General features: G+C 66.0%; 17 protein-coding genes. 9 read left to right on the top strand and 8 right to left on the bottom strand.

The features are described 5' to 3' along the window. Window positions 1–66 precede the first annotated feature (66 nt). Window positions 67–981, top strand: a complete 915-nt coding sequence (locus ACGLHS_RS23045) for a LysR family transcriptional regulator (RefSeq protein ID WP_394483586.1) — start codon at window positions 67–69, stop codon at window positions 979–981. Between the two features lie 26 nt (window positions 982–1,007). Here ACGLHS_RS23045 and ACGLHS_RS23040 read toward each other — a convergent pair whose 3' ends face one another. The 3 genes from ACGLHS_RS23040 to ACGLHS_RS23030 form a co-directional block, all read right to left on the bottom strand. After that, window positions 1,008–1,652: a cysteine hydrolase family protein gene (locus tag ACGLHS_RS23040; RefSeq protein ID WP_394483584.1), complete on the bottom strand. Its 645-nt coding sequence runs from the start codon at window positions 1,650–1,652 to the stop codon at window positions 1,008–1,010. 120 nt (window positions 1,653–1,772) lie between these two features. Further along, a complete protein-coding gene (locus ACGLHS_RS23035; protein WP_394483582.1) occupies window positions 1,773–2,981 on the bottom strand; it encodes an AGE family epimerase/isomerase in 1,209 nt (402 codons plus the stop codon). A 15-nt stretch (window positions 2,982–2,996) separates the two neighbouring features. Beyond that, window positions 2,997–4,247: a YbiU family protein gene (locus tag ACGLHS_RS23030; protein WP_394483580.1), complete on the bottom strand. Its 1,251-nt coding sequence runs from the start codon at window positions 4,245–4,247 to the stop codon at window positions 2,997–2,999. Between the two features lie 45 nt (window positions 4,248–4,292). Here ACGLHS_RS23030 and ACGLHS_RS23025 point away from each other — a divergent pair, with 45 nt between their 5' ends. The 8 genes from ACGLHS_RS23025 (at window position 4,293) to ACGLHS_RS22990 (ending at window position 11,388) form a co-directional block, all read left to right on the top strand. Further along, the gene (locus tag ACGLHS_RS23025; RefSeq protein ID WP_394483578.1) at window positions 4,293–4,526 is read left to right on the top strand and encodes a hypothetical protein; all 234 of its coding nucleotides are present in this window, start codon (window positions 4,293–4,295) and stop codon (window positions 4,524–4,526) included. A gap of 149 nt (window positions 4,527–4,675) precedes the next feature. After that, on the top strand, window positions 4,676–5,446 hold the full coding sequence (locus tag ACGLHS_RS23020) for an ABC transporter ATP-binding protein (protein ID WP_093239318.1): 771 nt from the start codon (window positions 4,676–4,678) through the stop codon (window positions 5,444–5,446). Continuing rightward, complete coding sequence (locus ACGLHS_RS23015; RefSeq protein WP_093239319.1) at window positions 5,446–6,153, top strand: ABC transporter ATP-binding protein; 708 nt, start codon at window positions 5,446–5,448, stop codon at window positions 6,151–6,153. The genes ACGLHS_RS23020 and ACGLHS_RS23015 overlap by 1 nt, the downstream gene beginning before the upstream one ends. Before the next feature lie 69 nt (window positions 6,154–6,222). Further along, the gene (locus ACGLHS_RS23010) at window positions 6,223–7,419 is read left to right on the top strand and encodes an ABC transporter substrate-binding protein (protein ID WP_093239321.1); all 1,197 of its coding nucleotides are present in this window, start codon (window positions 6,223–6,225) and stop codon (window positions 7,417–7,419) included. A 106-nt stretch (window positions 7,420–7,525) separates the two neighbouring features. Next, complete coding sequence (locus ACGLHS_RS23005) at window positions 7,526–8,674, top strand: ABC transporter substrate-binding protein (protein ID WP_256327269.1); 1,149 nt, start codon at window positions 7,526–7,528, stop codon at window positions 8,672–8,674. A 45-nt stretch (window positions 8,675–8,719) separates the two neighbouring features. Continuing rightward, window positions 8,720–9,595, top strand: a complete 876-nt coding sequence (locus tag ACGLHS_RS23000; protein ID WP_394483575.1) for a branched-chain amino acid ABC transporter permease — start codon at window positions 8,720–8,722, stop codon at window positions 9,593–9,595. A 10-nt stretch (window positions 9,596–9,605) separates the two neighbouring features. After that, a complete protein-coding gene (locus ACGLHS_RS22995) occupies window positions 9,606–10,592 on the top strand; it encodes a branched-chain amino acid ABC transporter permease (RefSeq protein WP_176801072.1) in 987 nt (328 codons plus the stop codon). Window positions 10,593–10,776: 184 nt separating this feature from the next. Further along, on the top strand, window positions 10,777–11,388 hold the full coding sequence (locus tag ACGLHS_RS22990; protein ID WP_394483573.1) for a hypothetical protein: 612 nt from the start codon (window positions 10,777–10,779) through the stop codon (window positions 11,386–11,388). A gap of 147 nt (window positions 11,389–11,535) precedes the next feature. On the opposite strand, the gene ACGLHS_RS22985 is transcribed toward ACGLHS_RS22990, so the two are convergent. From ACGLHS_RS22985 to ACGLHS_RS22965, 5 genes are all read right to left on the bottom strand, one after another. Continuing rightward, window positions 11,536–11,988 carry a hypothetical protein gene (locus tag ACGLHS_RS22985; protein WP_394483571.1) on the bottom strand — a complete coding sequence of 151 codons (453 nt, stop codon included), beginning with the start codon at window positions 11,986–11,988 and terminating at the stop codon, window positions 11,536–11,538. 92 nt (window positions 11,989–12,080) lie between these two features. Further along, window positions 12,081–13,145 carry a lipocalin-like domain-containing protein gene (locus ACGLHS_RS22980; RefSeq protein WP_394483569.1) on the bottom strand — a complete coding sequence of 355 codons (1,065 nt, stop codon included), beginning with the start codon at window positions 13,143–13,145 and terminating at the stop codon, window positions 12,081–12,083. Continuing rightward, entirely contained in the window at window positions 13,145–14,224 is a 1,080-nt protein-coding gene (locus ACGLHS_RS22975; protein WP_394483567.1) for a PLP-dependent cysteine synthase family protein, read from the bottom strand. Before ACGLHS_RS22975 ends, ACGLHS_RS22980 begins: the two co-directional genes overlap by 1 nt. Window positions 14,225–14,235: 11 nt before the next feature. Next, window positions 14,236–16,077 carry an ABCB family ABC transporter ATP-binding protein/permease gene (locus ACGLHS_RS22970; protein ID WP_394483565.1) on the bottom strand — a complete coding sequence of 614 codons (1,842 nt, stop codon included), beginning with the start codon at window positions 16,075–16,077 and terminating at the stop codon, window positions 14,236–14,238. A gap of 34 nt (window positions 16,078–16,111) precedes the next feature. Beyond that, window positions 16,112–23,296, bottom strand: a complete 7,185-nt coding sequence (locus tag ACGLHS_RS22965; RefSeq protein WP_394483563.1) for an amino acid adenylation domain-containing protein — start codon at window positions 23,294–23,296, stop codon at window positions 16,112–16,114. Between the last annotated feature and the right edge of the window lie 45 nt (window positions 23,297–23,341).

Below are 23,341 nucleotides of genomic sequence, written 5' to 3'. Positions count from 1 at the left end.
CCCCAGGCTTCTTCGAGAACCCTGGGGGTTTCTTTCTTTCGAAACAAAGAGCCCAGAGCCCCGCACATGGATCAACTTGCCGCCATGAAGGCCTTTCGCGCGGTCGTGGAGGCTGGTGGCTTCACGGCCGCGGCCGAGGCGATGGATGTCTCGCACACGGTCGTCTCGCGCCACGTCAAGCAGCTCGAAGCCTCGCTGGGCGTGCAACTGCTCAACCGCACCACGCGGCGCTTTGCGCTCACGCAGGCCGGCCAGACCTACTACGAACACTGCCGGCAGATCCTCGACCAGGTCGAGGCGGCGGCGCTGCTCGTTGCGCAGCACCAGGTCGAGCCGACGGGCCTGCTGCGCATCAACGCGCCGATGTCGTTCGGCCTGGAAGAGCTGGCGCAATGGCTGCCCGACTTTCTCGATGCGCATGCGCGGGTCAAGGTCGACCTCGTGTGCAACGACCGCTTCGTCGACCTGATCGAAGAGGGGTTCGACGTGGGCCTGCGCCTTGCCTATTCGCTCTCGGACTCGACGCTGATCGTCAAGCGCCTGGCCAGCTTCGAAGAATGGTGGGTGGCCGCACCTGCCTATCTCCAGCGGCACGGAACCCCTGTGGTGCCCGCCGACCTGGCGGCGCACGAATGCCTCAACTATTCGCTGGCGGGCAAGGCCGGGCAGCCCAGCTTTACCGCCGAAGACGGCAGCGTGCACACGGTCGATGTGGGCGGCCGGTTGCAGGCCAACAGCGGCATCGTGCTGCGTGCGGCCGCGCTTGCCGGCACGGGGATCGCGGCTTCTCCGGTGTTCCTCGTGCGCGAACATGTCGCGCGGGGCGAGCTGGTGCGCGTGCTGCCGGACTTTCGCCAGCAGCCGTTGAAGCTCTACGCGCTCTATCCGCAGAACAGGCACCTGTCGCCCAAGGTGCGCGCCTTCGTCGATTTCGCCGCCGCGCGCTACCTGTCGTCATCCGGACAGGACGGCGACGACTGAGCTGCCTGCGGCAATGCGCTGGCCGATCAGTTCAGCGCGGCGGCGGGCACCGATTCGACTCCGGCATCCAGCAGGCGCAGCACGTCGTCGGTCGTGCGCACTTCGGCCACGACGTCCGACACGCCACGCAGCGCCGCGCGATGCAGCTCGCGGTGGTCCAGCAGGCCGCCGTCGTCCAGGTCCAGATCGCGCGTCGCGCAGGCATCGCTCACGATGAGGCTCTGGTAGCCGCGCGGTGCCGCGTCAAAGGCGGTGGCCGACACGCACATGTGCGTCATGAGCCCGGTCAGGATCAGCGTCTTGATGCCTCGCGCCTGCAGCGCCGCTTCGAGCGGTGTGCCCGCGAAGGCACTCGGCGTTGCCTTCGTCAGCACGACATGGCTAGGCGCAGGGCGCAGCTCGGCGTGGATGTCGAAGGCCTTGCTTCCCTCGGCAAAGATCGGGCTGTCCGCCGGCGCTAGGTGCTGCGCGTGGAACACCGGCATCGCGTGCCGGTCGGCCCAGTCGATCAGGCGCCGGGCCTGCCGCAGTGCCGCGAGGCCATCGGGAATGGGCATGCGCCCGTCGAAGTATTCGTTCTGGAAATCGATTGCGACCAACGCCGTGGTGGCGGGATCGAGGCGGGTCGTTGGCTGTGCGCCGGTGATGGCGCGGATGCTGGGGTGCTTCATGCGGCTTCTCTGAGCGAGTGAAAGAAGCCACGAAGCGTACAAACCGGCGGCGCCGCGGTGTAGATGCGCAGCCGCACAAGATTTGTGCGAATCGTGAAGGCCGCTGTCTCGGTGGCGTCGCTACCTCGCGGTGTCGCCTAATGCCTTCAGCACGTCGTAGCACGCGCCCATCGTGTGGTAGTCGGTCTTGCCGGCCGGGCTCTTCTCGTCGCTGATCTTCTGGTTCTGCGGCGTGAGGATGCGGTACCAGGCGCCGTACCGGTGATCGACGAAATGCGCCCAGCTGTAGGCCCAGATGCTGTCGTACCAGTTCCAGTAGCTCGCCTCGCCGGTGCGCACCGCGAGCAGGGCGGCGGCGGCGAAGCTCTCGGCCTGCACCCAGAAGTACTTGTCGGCGTCGCACACCGCGCCGTCGGGTCCGAAGCCGTACACCAGGCCGCCGTTGTCGGCGTCCCAGCCGCGGAACATGGCGGTGTCGAAGAAGTGACGGGCGCGCGGCAGGATCCAGTCCGCCTGCCGGTCTGCGGTGGCCAGGTGGCGTTCGAGCTGCAGCAGCAGCTTGGCCCATTCGGTCAGGTGCCCGGTCTGGAAACCCCAGGGCCGGAAGATGTTCGTCTTGTCGCCGCGGTTGTAGGCCCAGTCGACCGACCAGTCCTGGCGGTAGTGTTCCCACACCAGCCCGTCGGCCAGCGCGGCCTGCCGGCCCGTGACGGCTTCCGCCAGCGTCAGCGCACGGTCGAGGTAGCGGGTTTGCTGCGTGGCCTCCCAGGCGGCCATCATGGCCTCGCACGCGTGCATGTTGGCGTTCTGGCCGCGGTAGGCGCTCACGCGCCAGTCGGCGGTGGCTTCATCGGCGTAGAGCTGGTGCCTCGGCTCCCAGAAGTGCTGCTCCATCAACTGCCAGGTGCGGTCGAGGCCGGCGTGCGCCTCTTCGATGCCGGCCATCAGTGCATGCGCGTGCGCCAGCAGCACGAAGGCCAGGCCATAGCAGTGCTGCGTGCCGTCCTGCACGGTCGCGCGCTGCGCGTGCCAGTCGATCTGCCATGCGTAGCCGCCCTGCGGTTGCGCATGGGCGCGCTGCAGGAAGGCCAGGCCGTGCCGCGCCGCCGCCAGCTGCTCCGGGCGGCCGAAGCGCCGGTAGGCCATCGCATGGTTGAACACGAAGCGCGCGCTGCTCACCAGATGGCGGGTGCGCTTGTCGTACACCGTGCCGTCGTCCTTGAAGAAATGGAAGAAGCCGCCCGAGGCGTCGAGGCAGCGTGGTTCATAGAACGCGAGCGTGTGCAGGATGTGGTCGGTCAGGAAATCGGGAGAGCGGAAGTTCGGCATGGAAGGCGGTGTCTTTCAATCCCAGGGACACAGTCCCATCTGGCGCTTGCCAAGGGTCGTGAGATCGTCGAGTCGGGCGCGGCCCTTGAAGTTCACTTCGTAGTCTTCGGGCGCGAAGTCGGGGCTGCTGCGGCCGGCCAGGAATGCAGGGGCCTGGCGTGCCATGAAGTCTTGGTTCTTCCTGCACCAGGGCGCGGCGGCGATGTAGATGACGCTGCTGTGCGCGCTGCCCCGGTGATGGTCTTCCACCGCATGGATCACGTCGGGGTGCCACCACACGGTGTCGCCGGGCTCGAACTGCGGGATCGAGACCAGGCCTTCGCGCAGCGTGGCATGCCATTCGGGCGTGGCGCCGAGTGCGCGGCCGGGCTGCGCGCCGCAGAGGTTGCCTTCGGGCACGTCGGGCAGCAGGGCGCGCAGCAGCATCCAGGGCGTGGTGCGCGCCACCGGCACCAGCCGCAGCGTGCCGTCGCCCGGCCCCTGGCGCGACAGCGCGGTCCAGCCCTGGAAGGTGCGAAAGGCCGAGCACACGGCGGGCGACGGAATCTCGCGCGTGTCGATGCGGCCTTCGGCGTCGAAAGGGTCGAAGCGCGCAAGCTCGCCTTCGAAGACGTCGCGGTACACGGGCCTGAAGCTCGGCTCGCACCAGCGCTCGACCGAGCCGCCATCGGAGTGCGGCGACAGGCCCAGCGTCGCATCGCCGGGCTCGCGCCGGCGGATGCGGTCGGCGTAGTTCGCCTGCCGGTCGGGGTCGAAGAAGCGCTCGCCGTTCTTCTCATACGTCCACAGCCGGTTGAGAAAGGCGCGCGTGCGGTCCATGGTTTCGGCCTGGCGTGTCTCCATCTGCGGGCGCGACCAGTACAGCCCGAAGATCTGCGGCCGGCCCGAGGCCAGGGCGCTGAAGTACTTGTCGAGTCCGGCCTTCGCGTGGGCCAACTCGAAGTAGCCGTTGTCGTCGATGTAGTGGTGGATCTCTTCGTTCCACGCCTGCACCTGCGCGGTATCGAACACGCCCCGCACCACGACGCAGCCGCGCCGGCGAATGCGCTCGATCTGCCGCGCCGACACGCGGCCCTGCGCGATGTCCGCATAGCCGATCTCGGGCACCGCGCCGCCGGCCGCCTGCTCGGCATGCACCAGCGCCACTTCGTCGCGCAGCCACTCGTTCTCGTGCAGAAAGCGCCATTGCAGATCGGGAACGCTCGCTCGCAGTGCGCGCTGCGCCTGCACGATGGCACGCGGGATGTCGTTCATCCAGTCGGTCATGGCGTCCGGTCGGCCGCGGGCGCTTCGGCGTGAGCGTCGAAGAACATGGCGTTCGACAACAGGCGGTTCATGAGGCTGTGCATCGGCTTTGATGGAAAGGTCCGGCGGCAGTTTAGGTGGGCGTTCGCGCGGCGGCGTGCTGTGATTTCCCGGACGAAAGTCGGCGCAGCAAGCGCAACAAGCCAGCAGTCGTGGTGGTGGCCCCGGCTGCATCGCGAAGGTGCCGCGAACCTGCCCTTTGTCGTCGCGACGACAGTCGCGCCGCCTGAAGGTGGCTGAACCGTGAAATGGTTGCAGTGCAGCATAGGCATTTGCCCCAGTATGCAAGCGCAGGGCGCCCACGAACAATCGGTCCGCGCTCCATGGTGGCGCGCCGAGATGGACCGCATGACCGACTTCTTTTTTCCGAACCCGGGCGACTTCGCGAGATGAGCGACGTCATTCTCGAAACACGCCAGCTCACCAAGGAATTCAAAGGGTTCACCGCGGTCAGCAAGGTCAACCTGTCGGTGGCGCGTGGTTCGATCCACGCGCTCATCGGTCCCAACGGTGCGGGTAAGACGACCTGCTTCAACCTGCTCACGAAGTTCCTCGAGCCGACCACCGGCACGATCCTCTTCAACGGGCAGGACATCACCGGCGAGCGCCCCGCGCAGATCGCGCGGCGCGGCGTCATCCGCTCGTTCCAGATCTCGGCGGTGTTCCCGCACCTCACGCTGCTCGAAAACGTGCGGCTGGGCCTGCAGCGGCGGCTGGGCACCTCGTACCACTTCTGGAAGAGCGAGAAGTCGCTCAAGCCATTGGATGCCAGAGCACGCGAGTTGCTGGCTGAAGTCGGCCTCGAAGAGCTCGCCGACGAACAGACCGTGAACCTGCCCTATGGCCGCAAGCGCGCGCTCGAGATCGCGACCACGTTGGCCATGGAGCCCGAGCTGATGCTGCTGGACGAACCGACGCAGGGCATGGGCCACGAAGACGTGCACCGCGTGGCCGAACTCATCAAGCGCGTATCGGCGGGGCGCACCATCCTGATGGTCGAACACAACATGAGCGTGGTCTCGACCATCGCCGACACCATCACGGTGCTGCAGCGCGGCGCCGTGCTGGCCGAAGGCCCGTACGCCGAGGTCTCGAAGAATCCGCAGGTCATGGAGGCCTACATGGGCACCACCGACGGCCAGCTGCAGGGAGCCCACTGATGACCGCCGCCTTGGAAATCAAGGGCCTGCAAGCCTGGTACGGCGAATCGCACGTGCTGCACGGCGTCGACATGGTCGTGCAGCCGGGCGAGGTCGTCACGCTGCTGGGCCGCAATGGTGCGGGCCGCACCACCACGCTGCGCGCCATCATGGGGCTGACCGGTGCACGCAAGGGCAGCATCGAGGTCAACGGCAAGGAAACCATCAGCCTGCCGACGCACCGCATCGCGCACCTGGGCATCGGCTATTGCCCCGAAGAGCGCGGCATCTTCGCCAGCCTCTCGTGCGAAGAAAACCTGATGCTGCCGCCCGAGCTGAAAGGCGCGGGGCAGGGCATGTCGGTCGAAGAGATCTACACCATGTTCCCCAACCTGGCCGAGCGCCGCCACAGCCAGGGCACGCGCCTGTCGGGCGGCGAGCAGCAGATGCTGGCCGTGGCGCGCATCCTGCGCACTGGCGCCAAGCTGCTGCTGCTCGACGAGATTTCCGAAGGCCTCGCACCCGTCATCGTGCAGGCGCTGGCCCGCATGATCACCATGCTGCGCGCCAAGGGCTACACCATCGTCATGGTGGAGCAGAACTTCCGCTTCGCGGCGCCGCTGGCCGATCGCTTCTATGTGATGGAGCACGGCCGCATCGTCGAGAAATTCGGCGCGGCCGAGCTCGAAGCCAAGATGCCGGTGCTCACCGAGCTGCTCGGCGTCTGAACTGAACCCCATCAAGTCCACAAGACCCGTTCCTTTCGTCCCACAAAGATTTCTTCAGGAGACAACAGCATGAACAAGAAACTCGGCCTCATCGCAACCGCCATCGGCATCCTCGCATTGGGCGCAGGCGCCGCGCAGGCACAGGAAAAAGTGAAGATCGGCTTCGTCACCGACCTGTCGAGCCTGTACGCCGACCTGGAAGGCAAGGGCGGCGCCACCGCCATCCAGATGGCCATCGACGACTTCGGCGGCAAGGCGCTGGGCCAGCCCATCGAGCTGCTGGTGGCCGACCACCAGAACAAGGCCGACATCGCCGCCTCCAAGGCCCGCGAATGGATCGACACCGCCGGCGTGACCATGGTCTTCGGCGGCACCAACTCGGGCGTGGCGCTGGCCACCGCCAAGGTGGCGGAAGAAAAGAAGCGCGTGTACTTCAACAACGGCGCCGGCAGCTCGGTTCTCACCAACGAGCAGTGCAGCCCCTACACCGTGCACTATGCCTACGACACCGTGGCGCTGGCCAAGGGCACGGGCGCCGCGGTGGTCGATCGCGGTGGCAAGAGCTGGTTCTTCCTGACGGCCGACTACGCCTTCGGCCATGCGCTCGAAGCCGACACCACCAAGGTCGTGAAGGAAAAGGGCGGCACCGTGGTGGGCGCTGTGCGCCACCCGCTGAACGCGTCGGACTTCTCCTCGTTCCTGCTGCAGGCGCAGAACTCCAAGGCGCAGATCCTGGGCCTGGCCAATGCCGGTGGCGACACCATCAACTCGATCAAGGCCGCCAAGGAATTCGGCATCAACAAGACCATGAAGACCGCCGGCCTGCTGGTCTTCTTGAGCGACATCCACAGCCTGGGCCTGAAGAACACCGAAGGCCTGCTGCACACCACCAGCTGGTACTGGGACCTGAACGACGAGTCGCGCAAGTTCGCCAACCGCTTCTTCGAGAAGACCAAGCGCATGCCGACCGACGTGCAGGCCGCCGACTACTCGGCCACCATGACCTACCTGAAGGCCGTGGCCGCCGCCAAGACCACCGACTCCGACAAGGTGATGGCGCAGCTCAAGAGCATGAAGATCGACGACTTCTACGGCAAGGGCCAGATCCGCGCCGACGGCAGCTTCATCCACGACATGTACCTGGTCGAGGTGAAGTCGCCCGCCGAATCCAAGAAGCCATGGGACTACCTGAAGGTGCTCAAGACGCTGCCGGGCGACCAGGTCTTCACGACCAAGGCCGAGACCAAGTGCGCCCTCTGGAAGTAAACGGCTGAAGCCGCGCCAGCAGACCTTTCCATCGAAGTCAAAAAAAGAGGATCACTCCATGAAACGCACGCTCATCGCCTCCGCCTGCCTCGTTGCCACCTGCCTCATGGCGGCGGGCGCGGCGCAGGCCCAGGAGAAGGTCAAGATCGGTTTCATCACCGACATGTCGAGCCTCTACGCGGACGTGGAGGGCAAGAACGGTGCGATCGCCATCCAGATGGCCATCGACGACTTCGGCGGCAAGGTCAACGGCATGCCCATCGAGCTGCTGCAGGCCGACCACCAGAACAAGGCCGACATCGCGGCGTCGAAGGCGCGCGAGTGGATCGACACGCAGGGCCTGACGATGCTGTTCGGCGGCACGACCTCCAGCACCGGGCTGGCCATGGCCAAGGTGGCGCAAGAGAAAAAGCGCGTCTTCATCGTGAACGGCGCGGGCAGCTCGGCGCTCACCAATGAACAGTGCAGCCCCTACACCGTGCACTACGCCTACGACACCGTGGCGCTGGCCAAGGGCACGGGCAGCGCGGTGATCGCGCGTGGCGACAAGAGCTGGTACTTTCTCACCGCCGACTACGCCTTCGGCCAGGCGCTCGAGGCCGACGCCAGCCGCGTCGTGAAGGAAAAGGGCGGCACCGTGGTGGGCAGCGTGAAGCATCCGCTGAACACCTCCGACTTCTCGTCCTTCCTGCTGCAGGCGCAGAACTCCAAGGCCCAGGTGCTGGCCCTGGCCAATGCGGGTGGCGACACGCAGAACGCCATCAAGTCGGCCAAGGAATTCGGCATCACCAAGACGATGAAGATGGTCGGCCTGCTGGTGTTCGTGACCGACGTGCACAGCCTGGGCCTGAAGAACACCGAAGGCCTGCTGCTCACCACCAGCTGGGACTGGAACCTGGACGACAAGACGCGCGCCTTCGGCAAGCGCTTCTTCGAGAAGACCAAGCGCATGCCCACCGACATCCAGGCGGCCGACTACTCGGCCACCATGACCTACCTGAAGGCCGTGCAGGCCGCCAAGACGGTCGATGCCGACAAGGTCATGGAGACCATCAAGAAGACGCCCATCGACGACTTCTACGCCAAGGGCACCGTGCGCGCCGATGGCCGCTTCGTGCACGACATGTACCTGGTGCAGGTCAAGTCGCCGGCCGAATCGAAGCAGCCCTGGGACTACTACAAGGTGGTCCAGAAGCTCAAGGGTGAAGAAGTCTTCACGACCAAGGCCGAGAGCAAGTGCGCCCTCTGGAAATGATCTCCCGCGGGCGCCGCCGCGGCGCCCGGGTTCGTTGAAACGCTTATGACCATTTCCCTACCCGGCCTGTTGAGCCAGCTCCTCCTGGGGCTGGTCAACGGCTCGTTCTACGCGATCCTGAGCCTCGGGCTCGCGGTGATCTTCGGCCTGCTCAACGTCATCAACTTCGCGCACGGCGCGCTGTTCATGATGGGCGCCATCCTCACCTGGATGGCCATGGAATATTTCGGCATCAACTACTGGGTGATGCTGCTGGTGGCGCCCATCGTCATCGGCCTTTTCGGCGTGTTGATCGAGCGGCTGCTGCTGCGCTGGATCTACAAGCTCGACCACCTCTACGGCCTGTTGCTCACGCTGGGCCTCACGCTGCTGATCGAAGGCGTGTTCCGCTCGGTCTATGGCGTGTCGGGCCTGGCCTACGACGCGCCCGAGGCGCTGTCGAGCGCCACCGACCTGGGCTTTATGGTGCTGCCCAACTACCGGGCCTGGGTGGTGGTCGCATCGCTCGTGGTCTGCTTTGCCACCTGGTACGTGATCGAGAAGACGCGCCTGGGCGCCTACCTGCGCGCGGGCACCGAGAACCCGCGGCTCGTGGAAGCCTTCGGCGTCAACGTGCCGCTGATGATCACGCTGACCTATGCCTTCGGTTGCGCGCTCGCCGCCTTCGCCGGCGTGCTGGCGGCACCGGTGATCCAGGTGTCGCCGCTGATGGGGCAGAACCTCATCATCGTGGTGTTCGCGGTGGTGGTGATCGGCGGCATGGGCTCGATCATGGGCGCCATCCTCACCGGCCTGGGCCTGGGCGTGATCGAGGGCTTCACCAAGGTCTTCTATCCCGAGGCTTCTTCCACCGTCGTGTTCGTGATCATGGTCATCGTGCTGCTCATCCGTCCGGCCGGCCTGTTCGGCAAAGAAAAATAAGGCGGACGGCATGAACATGAAAAAGATCTCCACCGTCGTCTACGGCCTGCTGCTGCTCGCGCTCATCGTCGCGCCGTTCTTCGGCGCCTACCCGGTGTTCGTGATGAAGCTCATGTGCTTCGCGCTGTTCGCCGCGGCCTTCAACCTGCTGCTGGGCTTCACTGGCCTGCTGTCGTTCGGGCATGCGGCCTTTCTTGGGGGCTCGGCCTACGTGGCGGGGCATGCCATGAAGGTCTGGGGCCTCACGCCCGAACTGGGGCTGCTCGCGGGCACGCTCACCGGCGCATTGCTCGGCTGGCTGTTCGGCGTGCTGGCCATCCGCCGCCAGGGCATCTACTTCGCGATGATCACGCTGGCGCTGGCGCAGATGATGTTCTTCGTCGCGCTGCAGGCCAAGTTCACCGGCGGCGAAGACGGCCTGCAAGGCGTGCCGCGCGGCAAGCTCTTCGGCCTGATCGACCTGTCGGGCGACCTCACGATGTACTACGTCGCGCTGGTGATCGTGGTGGCGGCCTTCCTGCTCATCGTGCGCACCATCCACTCGCCGTTCGGCCAGGTGCTCAAGGGCATCAAGGAGAACGAGCCGCGCGCGCTGTCGCTGGGCTACGACGTGAATCGCTTCAAGCTGCTGGCCTTCGTGATCTCGGCCGCGCTTTCGGGCCTGGCCGGTTCACTCAAGACGCTGGTGCTGGGCTTCGCCACGCTGTCGGACGTCCACTGGACCGCTTCGGGCCAGGTCATCCTGATGACGCTGGTGGGTGGCCTCGGCACGCTGTCGGGTCCGCTGGTCGGTTCAGCCGTGGTGGTGCTGCTGGAGAACAAGATCGGCGAACTCGGCAGCTTCCTCGCGCGCATCACGACGGTCGATTGGTTCAACACGCTGGGCGAGTCGGTGACCATGGTCACGGGCCTGATCTTCGTGATCTGCGTGCTCGCCTTCCGCAAGGGGATCATGGGCGAGATCATCGCGTTCATCGAGCGGCGGCGCGCGAAGTAGGCAGACCCCGATCAAGCAGAAAAAGGAGCCGCATGGCTCCTTTTTTTTGGGCGTCCAGCCAGCCCTCTTGAGTGCCGACAGCGGCGGCATCACCCTCGTTTCGAGCTCCCCGATCCAGGGCCAGAACTAGAATTTGGACGGCTGGTTTTGGCCAGCCAATCAACCAACCAAAGGGAGTGCAATCATGAGAGTGAAGACGTTCGCACGCTTGCATGATGTCGGAGTGGCACGGGCAATGGTCCGTGTTTTCCTGGCATCCACACTGGCCGCTTCGGCGGCCTTGTCGCATGCGCAAGCTGGATACACAGGGTATGACGCCCAGGTCTCGAGCCTCGGACTGGGCACGGCGAAGTTGACCAACGCAGGCACCAAGCCGTTGCCGATCGGCACCGAGCTGCGAATCCAGATCTACACGAACTTTGACGGCCGTACCAAGGCGGGTACGTACAACGGCTATGTGGAGGCCACTATCACTTCCATCGACCAGAACCTGAAGTGCCCCGGCGTGAATGTGGGTCAACCCGTGCCAGGTCCCAGTGTCCCCGGCGAGGGCCTGTTGTTCGACGTGCGCTGCAGCCTGGTCAACGAGCTGGCCCCCGCCAGTACGGTGGAGGTGCGCGCTTCACAGGCATTCCGGACCGGGAGCTGCCTGAATCCCGTGTCAACGAACAGAGACTATGTCTATGTACTGGGACGCGCAACGGCCGCTCTTCCAAACGGCTATGTGGATGAAGAACCCTCCAACGACGCCACCCGGATCGAGTTCTCGGAGCGTCTTCCCTTGCCTCCCTGCTGATCGATGGCCGTGATGCCGTAAGCAAAACGGATTCGGCATTCATCGATCGGCCCCGAGCTCATCGCGTTCATCGAGCGGCGGCGCGCGAAGTAGGCAGACCGGCCGACGCAAAAAAAGGGAGCCGTCTGGCTCCCTTTTTCATTGCTGTCAGCAGTTGCCCTTTTTCGCCTGGCCGGGCGGGCAGAAGTCGCCCCGGTCGCGATCATGTCCACGGCGATCGTCGCCGCGGTCATGGCGGCGGTGGTCGTCGTTCCATTCGCGCTCGCGGCGCTCTTCGCGCCGGCGCCAGTCGCCATCGGCCCAGCGCCAGCCGCCGCGGTCTTCCACCCAGCGGCCCGGTGCGTAGGCGTAGCCCACGCGCTCGGGCTGCCAGCTGCCTCGCTGCCATGCATAGGCGCGGCCGTCCCAGGCCCAGCGGCCGGGCACCCAGACGAAGCCGCCGCGCGGTGGCGGCGCGGGCTCGTAGCGTGGCGGCGGCGGTGCCGTCATGACCAGGCCGGGTACGTTGATGTTGACCGAGACCTGCGCGTTCGCGGCCATCGGAACGGCCAGCAGTGAACAGGCGCCGGCCAGTGCCAGTGCGGTGATTCGAATCGTCATGGGGGTCCTCTCTTTTTCAAGTCATGCAATGCACGACTCCCAACGCACGCGGCCCGTGGCCGGTTGTCGGGGCTTGCGTTGCGCTACAACCGTTACAGGCGAAGGGGGGCGGCGTAACCGGTCATTTCGAGGTAACCGCGCCCCACGCGGCGGCCCTGCGCATCGAGCAGGTCGCTGAGGCCTTCCCAGTACACGCCGCCCGTCGATCCGCGGCTGTCGAGTTCCTGGTCGTCGAGCAGCGCGCGCACCTCGAAGTTGCCCGAAGGCGTTTGCACGCGCCATTGCGTCGGGTACTTGGCCTGCGTGCGCGGACTGGTCCACGCATTGAGGGCCTCGAAGCGCACCTCGTCGTTCTTGAAGATGCGCGCCGCACCGTCACGCGGACGGAACGAGCCGCCGCCCCACAGCGCACTGCCGTCGGCGCGGCGCAGGTGGAAGGCGGTGAGGGCGCTGCCGTCGTCGAGGTTCATGCCGATCCAGTCCCAGCCCACGGCCTCGGGGTGCATCAACGCCTCGCTCCATTCGTGGTCGAGCCAGGCCGCGCCGTCGACCTCGAAGGCCTGGCCCTTGAGCATCAGCTTGCCCTGCGCCTTGAGCTGCGGCTCGCTGTAGTAGTAGCTGGCCTGTGCTTCGTCAGGGCCCTTGCGCGAGAGGCCGGCATTGCCTTGCAGCAGCACCGGTTGCGTCGGCGTGAAGCGCAGGTCGAGCGTGAACTCGCCAGCGGGGATGCGCGCCGAATAGCCGCCGTCCTTGCGCGCCAGCGACCAGTCGCGGATGCGCACGTCGGTGTCGGCCTCGCTCGCCGACGCAACGCCGAAGCCCGCGCGTGCGATGCGCTGGTCGTGCAGCAGCACGCGGCCTTCGAGGTCGGTGATGGCCGCGTGCGCGAACACGAGGTTCTTGGCCGCGAAGGCCGAGCGCATGTCCTGCGTGGCCTCGATGCGTGAGCGGAAGAAGGTGACCTGAAAACCGAACTCGCGTCCGGCCGTGGTCTTCGCGTGGCCGGTGATGTACCACCACTCGGTGTTCAGGTCGGGGTGGCTGCCGAAGTCGCGCGGAAACTGCAGCGTGCGCGCAGGCAAGGCCCAGGCGGCCGGCCCCGCGCACAGCGCGGCCAGCAGCAGGCCGCGCCGCGACAGCGTGAAAGACGCGGGCATCAGGCAGCAACCAACGCGTCGACGCGCTGCTGCACCGGGCCGAGGTCGCCGAAGGCGTTTCGCACCCACGCCGCATCGTGGTAGCTCGGCAGGTAGCGCTCGCCCGCATCGCACAGCAGCGAAAGAATCGAGCCTTGCTGGCCGGCCGCGCGCATCTCCTGCGCCACGGCGAGCATGCCGATGAAGTTGGTGCCGGTCGACGGGCCGACCTTGCGCCCGAGCAGTGCCGACAGCGCATGCATCGCCGCCACCGAGTCGAGGTTCGGCACCTCGATCATGCGATCGACCAGCGTGCGGATGAAGCTGGGCTCCACGCGCGGACGGCCGATGCCTTCGATGCGCGAGCCCGCGGCGGTGAGCGCGGCGTCGCCCGTGCGGTGGTAGGCCGAGAACACCGAGCCTTCGGGGTCGGCCACGCACACCTGCGTGTCGTGGCCGCGAAAGCGCAGGTAGCGCCCGATGGTGGCGCTGGTGCCGCCGGTGCCGGCGCCCACCACGATCCACCGCGGCACCGGATGCCGCTCGCGCGCCATCTGCTGGAACATGCTCTCGGCGATGTTGTTGTTGCCGCGCCAGTCGGTCGCGCGCTCGGCATACGTGAACTGGTCCATGTAGTGGCCACCGGTGCGCTCGGCCAGCGCGCGCGCTTCTTCATAGACCTGCGCCGCATGGTCGACGAAGTGGCAGCTCGCGCCATAGAAGGCGATCTGCGCGATCTTCTCGGGCGAGGTGGTGCGCGGCATCACCGCGATGAAGGGCAGGCCCAGCAGCCGCGCGAAGTAGGCCTCGCTCACGGCCGTCGAGCCGCTGGACGCCTCGACGATGGTCGTGCCTTCGCGCACCCAGCCGTTGCACAGCGCATAGAGAAACAGCGAGCGCGCGAGCCGGTGCTTGAGGCTGCCGGTCGGGTGCGTCGATTCGTCCTTCAGGTACAGGTCGATGCCCTGCGCGGCGAGCGCGGGCAGCGGCAGCGGGATGAGGTGCGTGTCGGCACTGCGCTGGTAGTCGGCCTCGATGCGGCGGATCGCACCACCGAGCCAGCCGCTGCTGAAGGAGGAAGAAGAGGGCGTTTGCTGCATAGCGTGCCAGTCTATTCGCCCTTTTCGGCGGGTACACGCCCCTCTTTCTGCAGCGCCCACATGTGGGCATAGTCCCCGCCTTTGGCAAGCAACTGGGCATGGGTGCCGCGCTCCACGATGCTGCCTGCGTTCATCACGAGGATCTCGTGTGCGTCCACGACAGTCGAGAGCCTGTGTGCGATCACGAGCGTGGTTCTGCCGCGCAAGGCGCTGGCCAGTTCGGCCTGGATGGCGCGCTCGTTGGCGGAGTCCAGCGCCGACGTGGCCTCGTCGAAGATCAGCAGCGGCGGGTTCTTCAGCAAGGTGCGTGCGATGGCGAGGCGCTGTTTTTCGCCCCCCGACAATTTGAGGCCGCGCTCGCCCACGGGGGTTTCGTAGCCCTTGGGCGTGGCCATGATGAAGTCGTGGATGCGCGCCGCCGTGGCTGCAGCCACCACCTCGTCGTGGCTGGCGTCCGGGCGGCCGTAGGCGATGTTGTAGGCCACCGTGTCGTTGAACAGCACGGTGTCTTGCGGCACGATGCCGATGGCCTGCCGCAAGCTCGACTGCGTGACCTGCCGGATGTCTTCGCCACCGATGGTGATGCGGCCTTCCTGAACATCGTAGAAGCGGTACAGGAGCCGCGCCAGTGTCGACTTGCCCGCGCCCGATGCACCGACCACCGCCACGGTCTTGCCGGCGGGAATCTCAAAGCTCATGTGCCTGAGAAGCGGATGACTCGGGTCGTACCCAAAGCTCACGTCGTCAAAACGCACCTCGGAGTTGCTGCCCGAGAGTGCATGCGCATCCGGGGCATCCAGTACCTCGCACTTCGTGCCGAGCAGCACGAACATCCGGTCCAGATCCGTCAGGCTCTGCTTGATCTCGCGGTAGACCGCACCCAGCAGATTGAGTGGAATGAACAGTTGGATCATGAAGGCGTTGACCATCACCAGGTCGCCCAGCGTCAGATGGCCCTCGACCACGCCCGCGGCCGCGCGCCAAAGAATGAGCGACATGCCCACGGTAATGAGAAACTGCTGCCCGGCATTGAGCAGGCTCAAGGAGATCTGGCTCTTCAGCGCCGCCTCGCTCAGTTGCCCCAACCCGTCCTTGTAGCGGCGCGCCTCAAGGGCTTCGTTGTTGAAATACTTGACCGTCTCGTAGTTGAGCAGCGAATCGATCGCGTGGCTGTGCGTCTTCGAGTCGATCTCGTTCATGACCTTGCGAAACTGCGTGCGCCAATCGGTCACCACCTTGGTGAAGACCATGTAGAGCGCCAGCGACATCGCCGCGATCAGCAGAAAGAGCACGCCGAACTTCACGCCGAGGATGGCCAGCACCAAGGCCAATTCGATGATCGTGGGCACGATGCTGTAGAGCGACATGGCGATCAGCGAGCGCACCGCGCGTGTCCCGCGCTCTATGTCGCGCGTCATGCCGCCGGTGCGCCTTTCGAGGTGAAAGCGCAGCGATAGCGCATACAGGTGTTCGAACACCTCCAGCGCGATGCTGCGCGCTGCGCCCTCGGTGGCCTTCGCGAACACCAGTTCGCGCAACTCGTTGAACAGCGAACTCGAAAACCGCAGCACCCCGTAGATCGTGAGCAGAGCAACCGGCACCACCAGCATGCTCTGCGTCTTGTTCAGGTGGGGGGTGACGGTGTCGATGAGTATCTTGAAAACGACGATGACGCCGATGTTGGCGAGCCTGGAACCCACCATCAGCGTAAGCGCCGCCACCACACGCCATTTGTAGTGCCACAGGTACGGAAAAAGCCGGCGCAGCACATGCCATTCGGAGTCCTTGCTCTGCACGGGCTGCCTGTCTCGCGCGGCGGTGGAGAGCGAGGGGATGGGGTCGCTGCGGTTCATGCTGCCTGGCTGTTGGAAAGTCGCCTGCCCGAACTCAGTCCAGATGCGTGGTCAGAATCCGGCCGATCTGAGCCATCGATTCCGGCGCTGTCATTGTTCCGTGAGGGCATGGAATTTCGTGGATGTTTATTTGCCCGCTCACGTAGGGAGACCATGCGTCAGGATTGGGAAGGCGGAATGTCTTGGCGGCAACAAAGAGGGTGAGGTTCTCGTTGATCGTCGGCGGCCTGTACCTGTCGAACATCGAGATGTTGTTCTTGACGACCTGCCACATCTTTTCGACCGATTCCTCTCCCTGATCCTTGGAATAGGTTGCCTGGTTCACGAAGAATTTCCTGTATTCGTTGTAGGTCCTCGCTCTTTTTTCCGGCGAGGACTGCACGTGCGTGCGATCCGTGGGCGGATACGTGTCCAGAAGAATGAGCCTGTTGTTGGCTTCCTTCTTCTTCGAAAGGATGTGAATGATCTCGTAGGCCACATAGCCGCCGAATGACCAGCCCAATATGTTGTAGGGGCCCGTCGGTTGGACCTTCATGATCTGGTCGAGGTAGTCGGCCGCCATTTCCTCGATCGTTTTTGGCATGCGATCGAATTCCGTGAATCCGCGTGCCTGAAGTCCGTAGACCGGACGGTCTTTCCCCAGGTGCTTGATGAGCGACGAAAACCCCCAACTGAGTCCGGCTGCCGGATGAATGCAGAAGAGCGGCGGCAGGTGGCCGGTCAGGCGCAGCGGAATCATCACATCGAAGGAGTTCGACTGGCGGCTCGAGTTGATGCTTTCGCTCAACTGGTCGACGGTGGGACTCTCGAACAGCGTCCGGATGGCCAGCTCGATGCCCAGTGCCGAGCGGATGCGGCCAACGAGCTTGGTGGCCAGCAGCGAGTGGCCGCCCAGGTCGAAGAAGTTGTCGTCGATGCCCACCTGGGGCAGGCGCAGGACTTCCGCGAAAAGCGCCACCAGAGTCTCTTCCTGTGGCGTGCGAGGGGCTCGAACGCTCCGGGATGTGAAGTCCGGCGCTGGAAGTGCCTTGCGGTCGAGCTTGCCGTTGGGTGTGAGCGGCAGGCTGTCCAGCACCACGATGGCCGCGGGCACCATGTAGTCGGGCAACCGATCTGCCAGTGTGCGGCGCACGGCCTGCGCCTCCACGCGCTGGGCATCCTGTGCCACGACATAGCCCACGAGCTGCTTGTGCCCGGGCTGCTCCTCACGGGCTATGACGACGGCCTGGGCAATGTCGGGCAAGCCAGTCAGGGCCGTCTCGACGTCGCCGAGCTCGATGCGGAACCCGCGGATCTTGACCTGCTGATCGGCGCGCCCAAGGAAGTCGAGTACCCGGTCGGTGCGCCATCGCGCGAGATCGCCGCTGCGGTACATGCGGCTGCCCGGCGCGCCGAAGGGGTTGGCCACGAAGCGCTCGGCGCTCAGGCCGGCTCTGTTCAGATAGCCGCGCGCCAGCCCGGTGCCTGCGATATACAACTCACCCGGTACGCCCGCGGGGACCGGGTTCAGCTGTGCGTCCAGCACGTAGAGCTGGGTGTTGCCCAGCGCAGAGCCGATCGGGATGCCCCGATCTGCCTGGAGCGGATGGCGAAGGGAATGCAGCGTGGCGAAGGTGGTCGTCTCCGTCGGTCCGTAGCCGTTCGTCAGCGTGAGGGACGGGCAACGCGCAAGCACCCGCCGGACGGCCGTGGGGAGCAACACATCGCCCCCCGCGAGCAGATGCTGCAATCCTTCGAAGCAGCTTGGATCTTCTTCGGCGAAGAGATGGAACAGGCCTGCGGTGAGCCACAGGGTGTTGATGCGCTGATGGGCGATCAAGTCTCGCAGCGTGGGAATGTCGAGCTCTCGCGCAGGCGCGAGGATGACCTGCCCTCCACTCAAGAGAGGCATCCACAGCTCGAAGGTGGACGCGTCGAAGGTGTGCGTCGAGTGCTGAAGGACCCTGGCCGGGCCGTTCCCCTGCCAACGGGAATTGAGCGCCAGATGGGCGACATCTTCGTGGGTGGTGACCACGCCCTTCGGCCTGCCGGTGGAGCCCGAGGTATAGATGACGTAGGCCGGGTTGAGCACGGCGAGCGGCGCTAGGCGCCCGGCATCGCTGACGTCGAGCCCGGATGACCGGGCCAACTCGGCCGCGAGGGACGGGTCGTCGAGGCACAGGCTGGGCACGCCCGTCGGCAGCAATTGCGCGGTGGCGATGTCGGTGATCGTGCAGACGGGCGCCGCGTCTTCCAGCATGAAGGCCAGGCGCTCTTTGGGGTAGTCCACGTCCAGCGGCAGGTAAGCGGCGCCAGCCTTGAGGATCGCCAGGATCGCCGTAATCATTCCCGGTGAGCGCGGCAGTGCGAGCGCCACGAAGCTCTCCGGTCCCACGCCTTGCGCGATCAGATGGTGGGCGAGGCGATTGGCGCGTGTGTTGAGCTCGCCGTAGCTGAGCGAGGCGTCGTCGAACACGAGTGCGATCGCGTCCGGCGCACGTGCCGTTTGCTGTTCGAAGAGCGCGGGCAGGGTAGCGAGGGGCACGGGGTGCGCGGTGTCGTTCCATCCCTGGAGGATCTGCTCACGCTCCCCGGGCTGCAGGATTCCGATCTGCCCGATGGGCTGGGCGGGGTCCTGTGCAACGGCAGCAAGAACGTACCGCAACCGGGCGCCGAGCAATTCGACAGTGGCGCGGTCGAACAGGTCGGTGGCGAACTCGAGCCGGCCCGAAATGCCTTGCGGCGAGCCGTCCTTGGCACGCTGTTCCCACAGCTCGAACGACAGGTCGAACTTGGCGGTGTTCAGGCCGATGGGTTGGGCGCTGATCTCCAGTCCCGGCAATGCGAAGCTGGCGCGGGCATTGTTCTGCAGCACCAGCGAGACCTGGAACAGGGGATGGCGAGCCATGGAACGCGCGGGGTTGAGCACCTCCACCAGCCGCTCGAACGGCAGGTCCTGGTGTGCGTAGGCACTCAGGTTGGTCTCGCGCACGCGTGCCAGCAACTCGCGAAAGCTCGGGTTGCCGGAAGTATCGGTGCGCAGCACCAGGGTGTTCAGGAAGAAGCCCACCAGGTCGTCGAGCGCTTCATCCGTGCGCCCAGCGATCGGGCTGCCCAGCGGGATGTCGGTGCCTGCGCCCAGGCGGGTGAACAAGGTGGCCAGTGCAGCCTGAAGCACCATGAACAGACTGGCCTGCCCCTCGCGTGCAAGGGTCAGCAGCTCCTGATGCAGGCCCGCGTCGAGCCGGAACGCGACGCTCTCGCCGTGGTGGCTGGACACCGTGGGGCGCGGCCTGTCGGTCGGGAGTTCCAACTGCTCGGGCAGGCCGGCGAGGCTGCGTTGCCAATAGCGCAGTTGCTTGGTGATGACGCTGTCGGGATTGCGTTCGCTGCCCAGCAGTTCGTGCTGCCAGAGCGTGTAGTCGGCGTACTGCACCGGCAAGGGTGTCCATGCCGGTGGCTGTCCCTGGCCACGCGCGGCGTAGGCCAGGGACAAATCGCGTGCCAGCGGTGCGAGCGACCATCCGTCGCTGGCGATGTGATGGCACAGCAGCAACAGCACGTGCTGATCCGCATCAAGGTGGAACAACCAGGCGCGAAACGGAATCTCGCTGCCCAGCTGGAAGCAATGCGCGGTTGCCTCGGCGAGTCGTTGCGCCAGCGTGGCTTCGGACGCCGTTTCTACCTGCATCGCAAGATGCGCGTCTTCGGGCGCAAGAATCTGCTGCAAGGGTGTTGCGTCGTCCGTGTCCCTGAAGACGGTGCGCAGGCTTTCGTGACGGTCGACCAGGTCGCCCAAGGCCAGTGCCAGCGCTGAATCGTCAACCCGCCCCTTCAGCCGCAAGGCCATGGCCACGTTGTAGGTGGGCGTGGGGCCGTCGATCTGGTACAGGAGCCAGAGCCGTCGTTGGGAAAGCGACACTGGAATAAGTTCGGGCCTCGCCATCGGCTGCAGGACCGCACGGGCAGACTGCGCACCGACGAGCCTGTGGCCCAACTGTGCGACCGTGGGCGCTTCAAACAGCACGCGGATGGCGAGCTCCACGCCCAGTGCAGAGCGGATGCGGCTCACGAGCCTGGTGACCAGCAGCGAGTGGCCGCCCAGGTCGAAGAAGTTGTCGTCGATACCCACCTGGGGCAGGCGCAGGACCTCGGCGAAGAGGTTGGCCAGGATTTCTTCCTGCGGAGTGCGCGGGGCGCGAATGCTGCGCGGCGTGAAGTCGGGTGCGGGCAGGGCCTTGCGGTCGAGCTTGCCGTTGGGTGTCAGGGGCAGGGCATCGAGTACGACGATGGCTGCGGGGACCATGTGGTCGGGCAGATCGGTGGACAGCGCGCGGCGCAGGGCTGCGGTGTCGATGCTCTGTCCGGTGGCAGCCACGACGTAGCCCACCAGTTGCTTGTTTCCTGGTGCGTCCTCGCGCGCGATGACGGCGGTCTGAGCGACACCAGGCTGCCGGGACAGGGCTGCCTCGATCTCGCCGAGTTCGATGCGGAACCCCCGGATCTTGACCTGCTGGTCGGCGCGTCCGAGGAAGTCGAGCACGCCGTCGGTTCGCCAGCGCGCCAGGTCGCCGGAGCGGTACATGCGGCTGCCCGGTGGGCCGAAGGGGTTGGCCACGAAGCGCTCGGCGCTCAGGGCGGGCCTGTTCAGATAGCCGCGCGCCAGGCCCGCGCCTGCGATGTACAGCTCACCCGTCACGCCTACGGGCGCCGGCTGCAGTGCCGCGTCCAGAACGTAGGTCTGCAGATCCGGAATGCCGCGGCCGATGAGGCTGTTGGCGTCGCTGCCCACGAGCGCCTTGCTCAACGCGGCGTAGGTGACATGAACGGTCGTTTCTGTGATGCCGTACATGTTGATGAGTGACGGTGCTTCATCGCCGTGTCTCTCATACCAGTCCTTCAGGAGCCGGAGTTCAAGCGCTTCGCCGCCGAAAATCACGCAGCGCAAAGCCAGGCCGGCCTGCAGCTCCGGGTGCTCCCGCTCGGCCTGCGCCAGTTGATGGAATGCCGATGGTGTCTGATTGAGGACGGTCACCTGCTTGCGCACGAGCAGGCTCAAGAACTCTGCGGGGGAACGGCTGATCAAACTCGGAACGACGATCAACTGCCCGCCGCGAAGCAGAGCGCCCCAGAGCTCCCAGACTGAGAAGTCGAAGGCGTGCGAATGGAACAGGGTCCATACGTCCTGCGGACCGAATCCAAACCATTGCTCCGTTGCACCGAGGAGTCGCACGACGTTCTGCTGTGGAACCACCACGCCCTTTGGCTTGCCGGTGGAGCCGGAGGTATAGATGACGTAAGCGGGGTTGGCGGGGCGCAGTGGCCGGACGCGGTCGTGGTCGGTAGGGTTGGCAAGGGGCGCCGAGGCCAGCTGCGCGATGAGGGCGGGCTCGTCCAGGCACAGGGTGGGCACGCCCGGAGGCAGCACCGCTGCGGTGGCGCGGTTGCTGATCATGCAGACCGGCGCGGCATCCTGCAGCATGAACGTCAGGCGGTCCTTGGGGTAGTCCACATCCAGGGGGACGTAGGCGGCGCCGGCCTTCAGGATGGCCAGGAGGCTGACCACCAGGTCCAGGGAGCGAGGCAGGGCCAGGGCCACGAAGCTCTCGGGGCCGACGCCCTGGGCGATCAGGTGATGGGCCAGCTGGTTGGCGCGGGCATTGAGTTCGCCGTAGGTCAGTGAGGTGTCCTCGAAGACCAGGGCGGTGGCGTCTGGCGCGCGCGCCACCTGCTGCTCGAAGAGCGCGGGCAGGGTCGCTTCGGGCACGGGGTGCGCGGTGTCGTTCCATGCGAGCAGGATCTGCTCGCGCTCCTGGGGCTGCAGGATCTGGATGCTCCCGATGGGCTGCGAGGGATCGGCTGCGATGGCCTGGAGCACCTGCTGCAGCCGGGCCACCAACTGCTCGACCGCAGCGCGGTCCCACAGGTCCGGCCGATACCCCACCCGCAACTGCAGTTGCGCGCCCGGCACGATGGTGATGCTCAGCGGATAGTGCGTGGTGTCGCCGCCGCTGGAGCCCGCATGCTCGATGACCAGGCCGTTGTACGAAGGCTGACGCGCAGCCGGGTCCACCGGGTAGTTCTCGTAGACCAGCAGCGAATCGAACAGCGCGCTGAAGCCCGTCAGGCGCTGGATATCCGTCAGGCCCAGGTGCTGGTGAGCGATCAGGGAAGACTGCTCGTCCTGCAGCCGCGCGAGCACCTGCGCGATCGGCTCCCAGGGCTCGAACTGCATGCGCACCGGCAAGGTGTTGATGAACAGCCCCACCATGCCCTCCACGCCTGGCAACTCCGGCGCACGCCCGGAGACCGTGATGCCGAAGACCACATCCTGGCGGCTCGTGAGCCGCGCGAGCAGCGCCCCCCAGGCGCCCTGCATCAGCGTGTTCATCGTCAGGCTGTGCTGGCGGGCCTGGCGCGCCAGCGCCTCGCCCAGGGCCTGGGGCAGGCTCAGCGAGAGCATCTCCTGCCTGCCCGATGAGGAGGCCGCGGTCGTGACCAGCCGGGTGGGCTCCTGCAGGCCCGCGAAGGCCGTGCGCCAGGCGTGCTCGGCGCCCGCGCGGTCCTGCTGCCTGAGCCACGACAGGTAATTGCGATAAGGCGCCAGCGGAGCCAGCGCGCGCGCATCCCCCTTGCTCGCATACAGCGAGAACAACTCCTTGCGCAGGATCGGCATCGACCAGCCATCCAGCAGGATGTGGTGGCTGGTAAAGACGAAGCGCGCGCGCTGCGGTGCCAGGCGCACGAGCGCAAAGCGCAGCAGCGGGGCCTGGGCGGGATCGAACGGACGCACCCGATCCTCCTGCAGCCACAGCCTGAGCGCGGCCTCGCGTGCCTCGGGCTCGAGCGACGAGAGATCGATCTCCTGCCAGGGCAGCGTGACCTGGCGCGGGATGACCTGCACGGGCTCGCGAAGGTCATGCTGCAAGAAGGCCGCACGCAAGTTGGCATGGCGCTGCAGCAGCGCGGTGGCGGCAGCGCGCAGCGCTGCCGTGTCCAGCGCTCCCGTGAGCTCGAAGCCCTGCTGCAAGACATAGGCGTGCGCCTCCCGTTCATCGAACAGGGCATGGAACAGCAAGCCCTGCTGCAGGGGCGACAGCGGCAGCGCCTCCTCCAGTGGGTCGCAGGCTTCCTCCAGTTGCTCGATCCCGGCCTGATCGATGGCCAGCAGCGGGAAGTCGGACGGCGTGAAGCCGCCGGCGCCGGCCTGCTGGGCATGCGAGACCAAGGTCTGCAGCACCCGGAACCACGTGTGGGCCAGGTCGCTGATGTCGTCCTCTGCAAA

It is taken from the genome of Variovorax sp. VaC1 (assembly GCF_043658315.1).
Classification (GTDB): Bacteria; Pseudomonadota; Gammaproteobacteria; order Burkholderiales; family Burkholderiaceae_C; genus Variovorax.
Note: the sequence above shows the minus strand (reverse complement) of the source record. Positions and strands in the feature narration are given on the sequence as shown.

Coding starts and splice junctions, on each gene's coding strand:
- ACGLHS_RS23015 (WP_093239319.1), top strand. CDS start 5,446: ATGACCGCCGCCTTGGAAATCAAGGGCCTGCAAGCCTGGTACGGCGAA.
- ACGLHS_RS22975 (WP_394483567.1), bottom strand. CDS start 14,224: ATGCAGCAAACGCCCTCTTCTTCCTCCTTCAGCAGCGGCTGGCTCGGT.
- ACGLHS_RS22980 (WP_394483569.1), bottom strand. CDS start 13,145: ATGCCCGCGTCTTTCACGCTGTCGCGGCGCGGCCTGCTGCTGGCCGCG.
- ACGLHS_RS23005 (WP_256327269.1), top strand. CDS start 7,526: ATGGCGGCGGGCGCGGCGCAGGCCCAGGAGAAGGTCAAGATCGGTTTC.
- ACGLHS_RS22985 (WP_394483571.1), bottom strand. CDS start 11,988: ATGACGATTCGAATCACCGCACTGGCACTGGCCGGCGCCTGTTCACTG.
- ACGLHS_RS22995 (WP_176801072.1), top strand. CDS start 9,606: ATGAACATGAAAAAGATCTCCACCGTCGTCTACGGCCTGCTGCTGCTC.
- ACGLHS_RS22990 (WP_394483573.1), top strand. CDS start 10,777: ATGAGAGTGAAGACGTTCGCACGCTTGCATGATGTCGGAGTGGCACGG.
- ACGLHS_RS23025 (WP_394483578.1), top strand. CDS start 4,293: ATGGCGTTCGACAACAGGCGGTTCATGAGGCTGTGCATCGGCTTTGAT.
- ACGLHS_RS23030 (WP_394483580.1), bottom strand. CDS start 4,247: ATGACCGACTGGATGAACGACATCCCGCGTGCCATCGTGCAGGCGCAG.
- ACGLHS_RS22970 (WP_394483565.1), bottom strand. CDS start 16,077: ATGAACCGCAGCGACCCCATCCCCTCGCTCTCCACCGCCGCGCGAGAC.
- ACGLHS_RS23010 (WP_093239321.1), top strand. CDS start 6,223: ATGAACAAGAAACTCGGCCTCATCGCAACCGCCATCGGCATCCTCGCA.
- ACGLHS_RS23045 (WP_394483586.1), top strand. CDS start 67: ATGGATCAACTTGCCGCCATGAAGGCCTTTCGCGCGGTCGTGGAGGCT.
- ACGLHS_RS23020 (WP_093239318.1), top strand. CDS start 4,676: ATGAGCGACGTCATTCTCGAAACACGCCAGCTCACCAAGGAATTCAAA.
- ACGLHS_RS23040 (WP_394483584.1), bottom strand. CDS start 1,652: ATGAAGCACCCCAGCATCCGCGCCATCACCGGCGCACAGCCAACGACC.
- ACGLHS_RS23000 (WP_394483575.1), top strand. CDS start 8,720: ATGACCATTTCCCTACCCGGCCTGTTGAGCCAGCTCCTCCTGGGGCTG.
- ACGLHS_RS23035 (WP_394483582.1), bottom strand. CDS start 2,981: ATGCCGAACTTCCGCTCTCCCGATTTCCTGACCGACCACATCCTGCAC.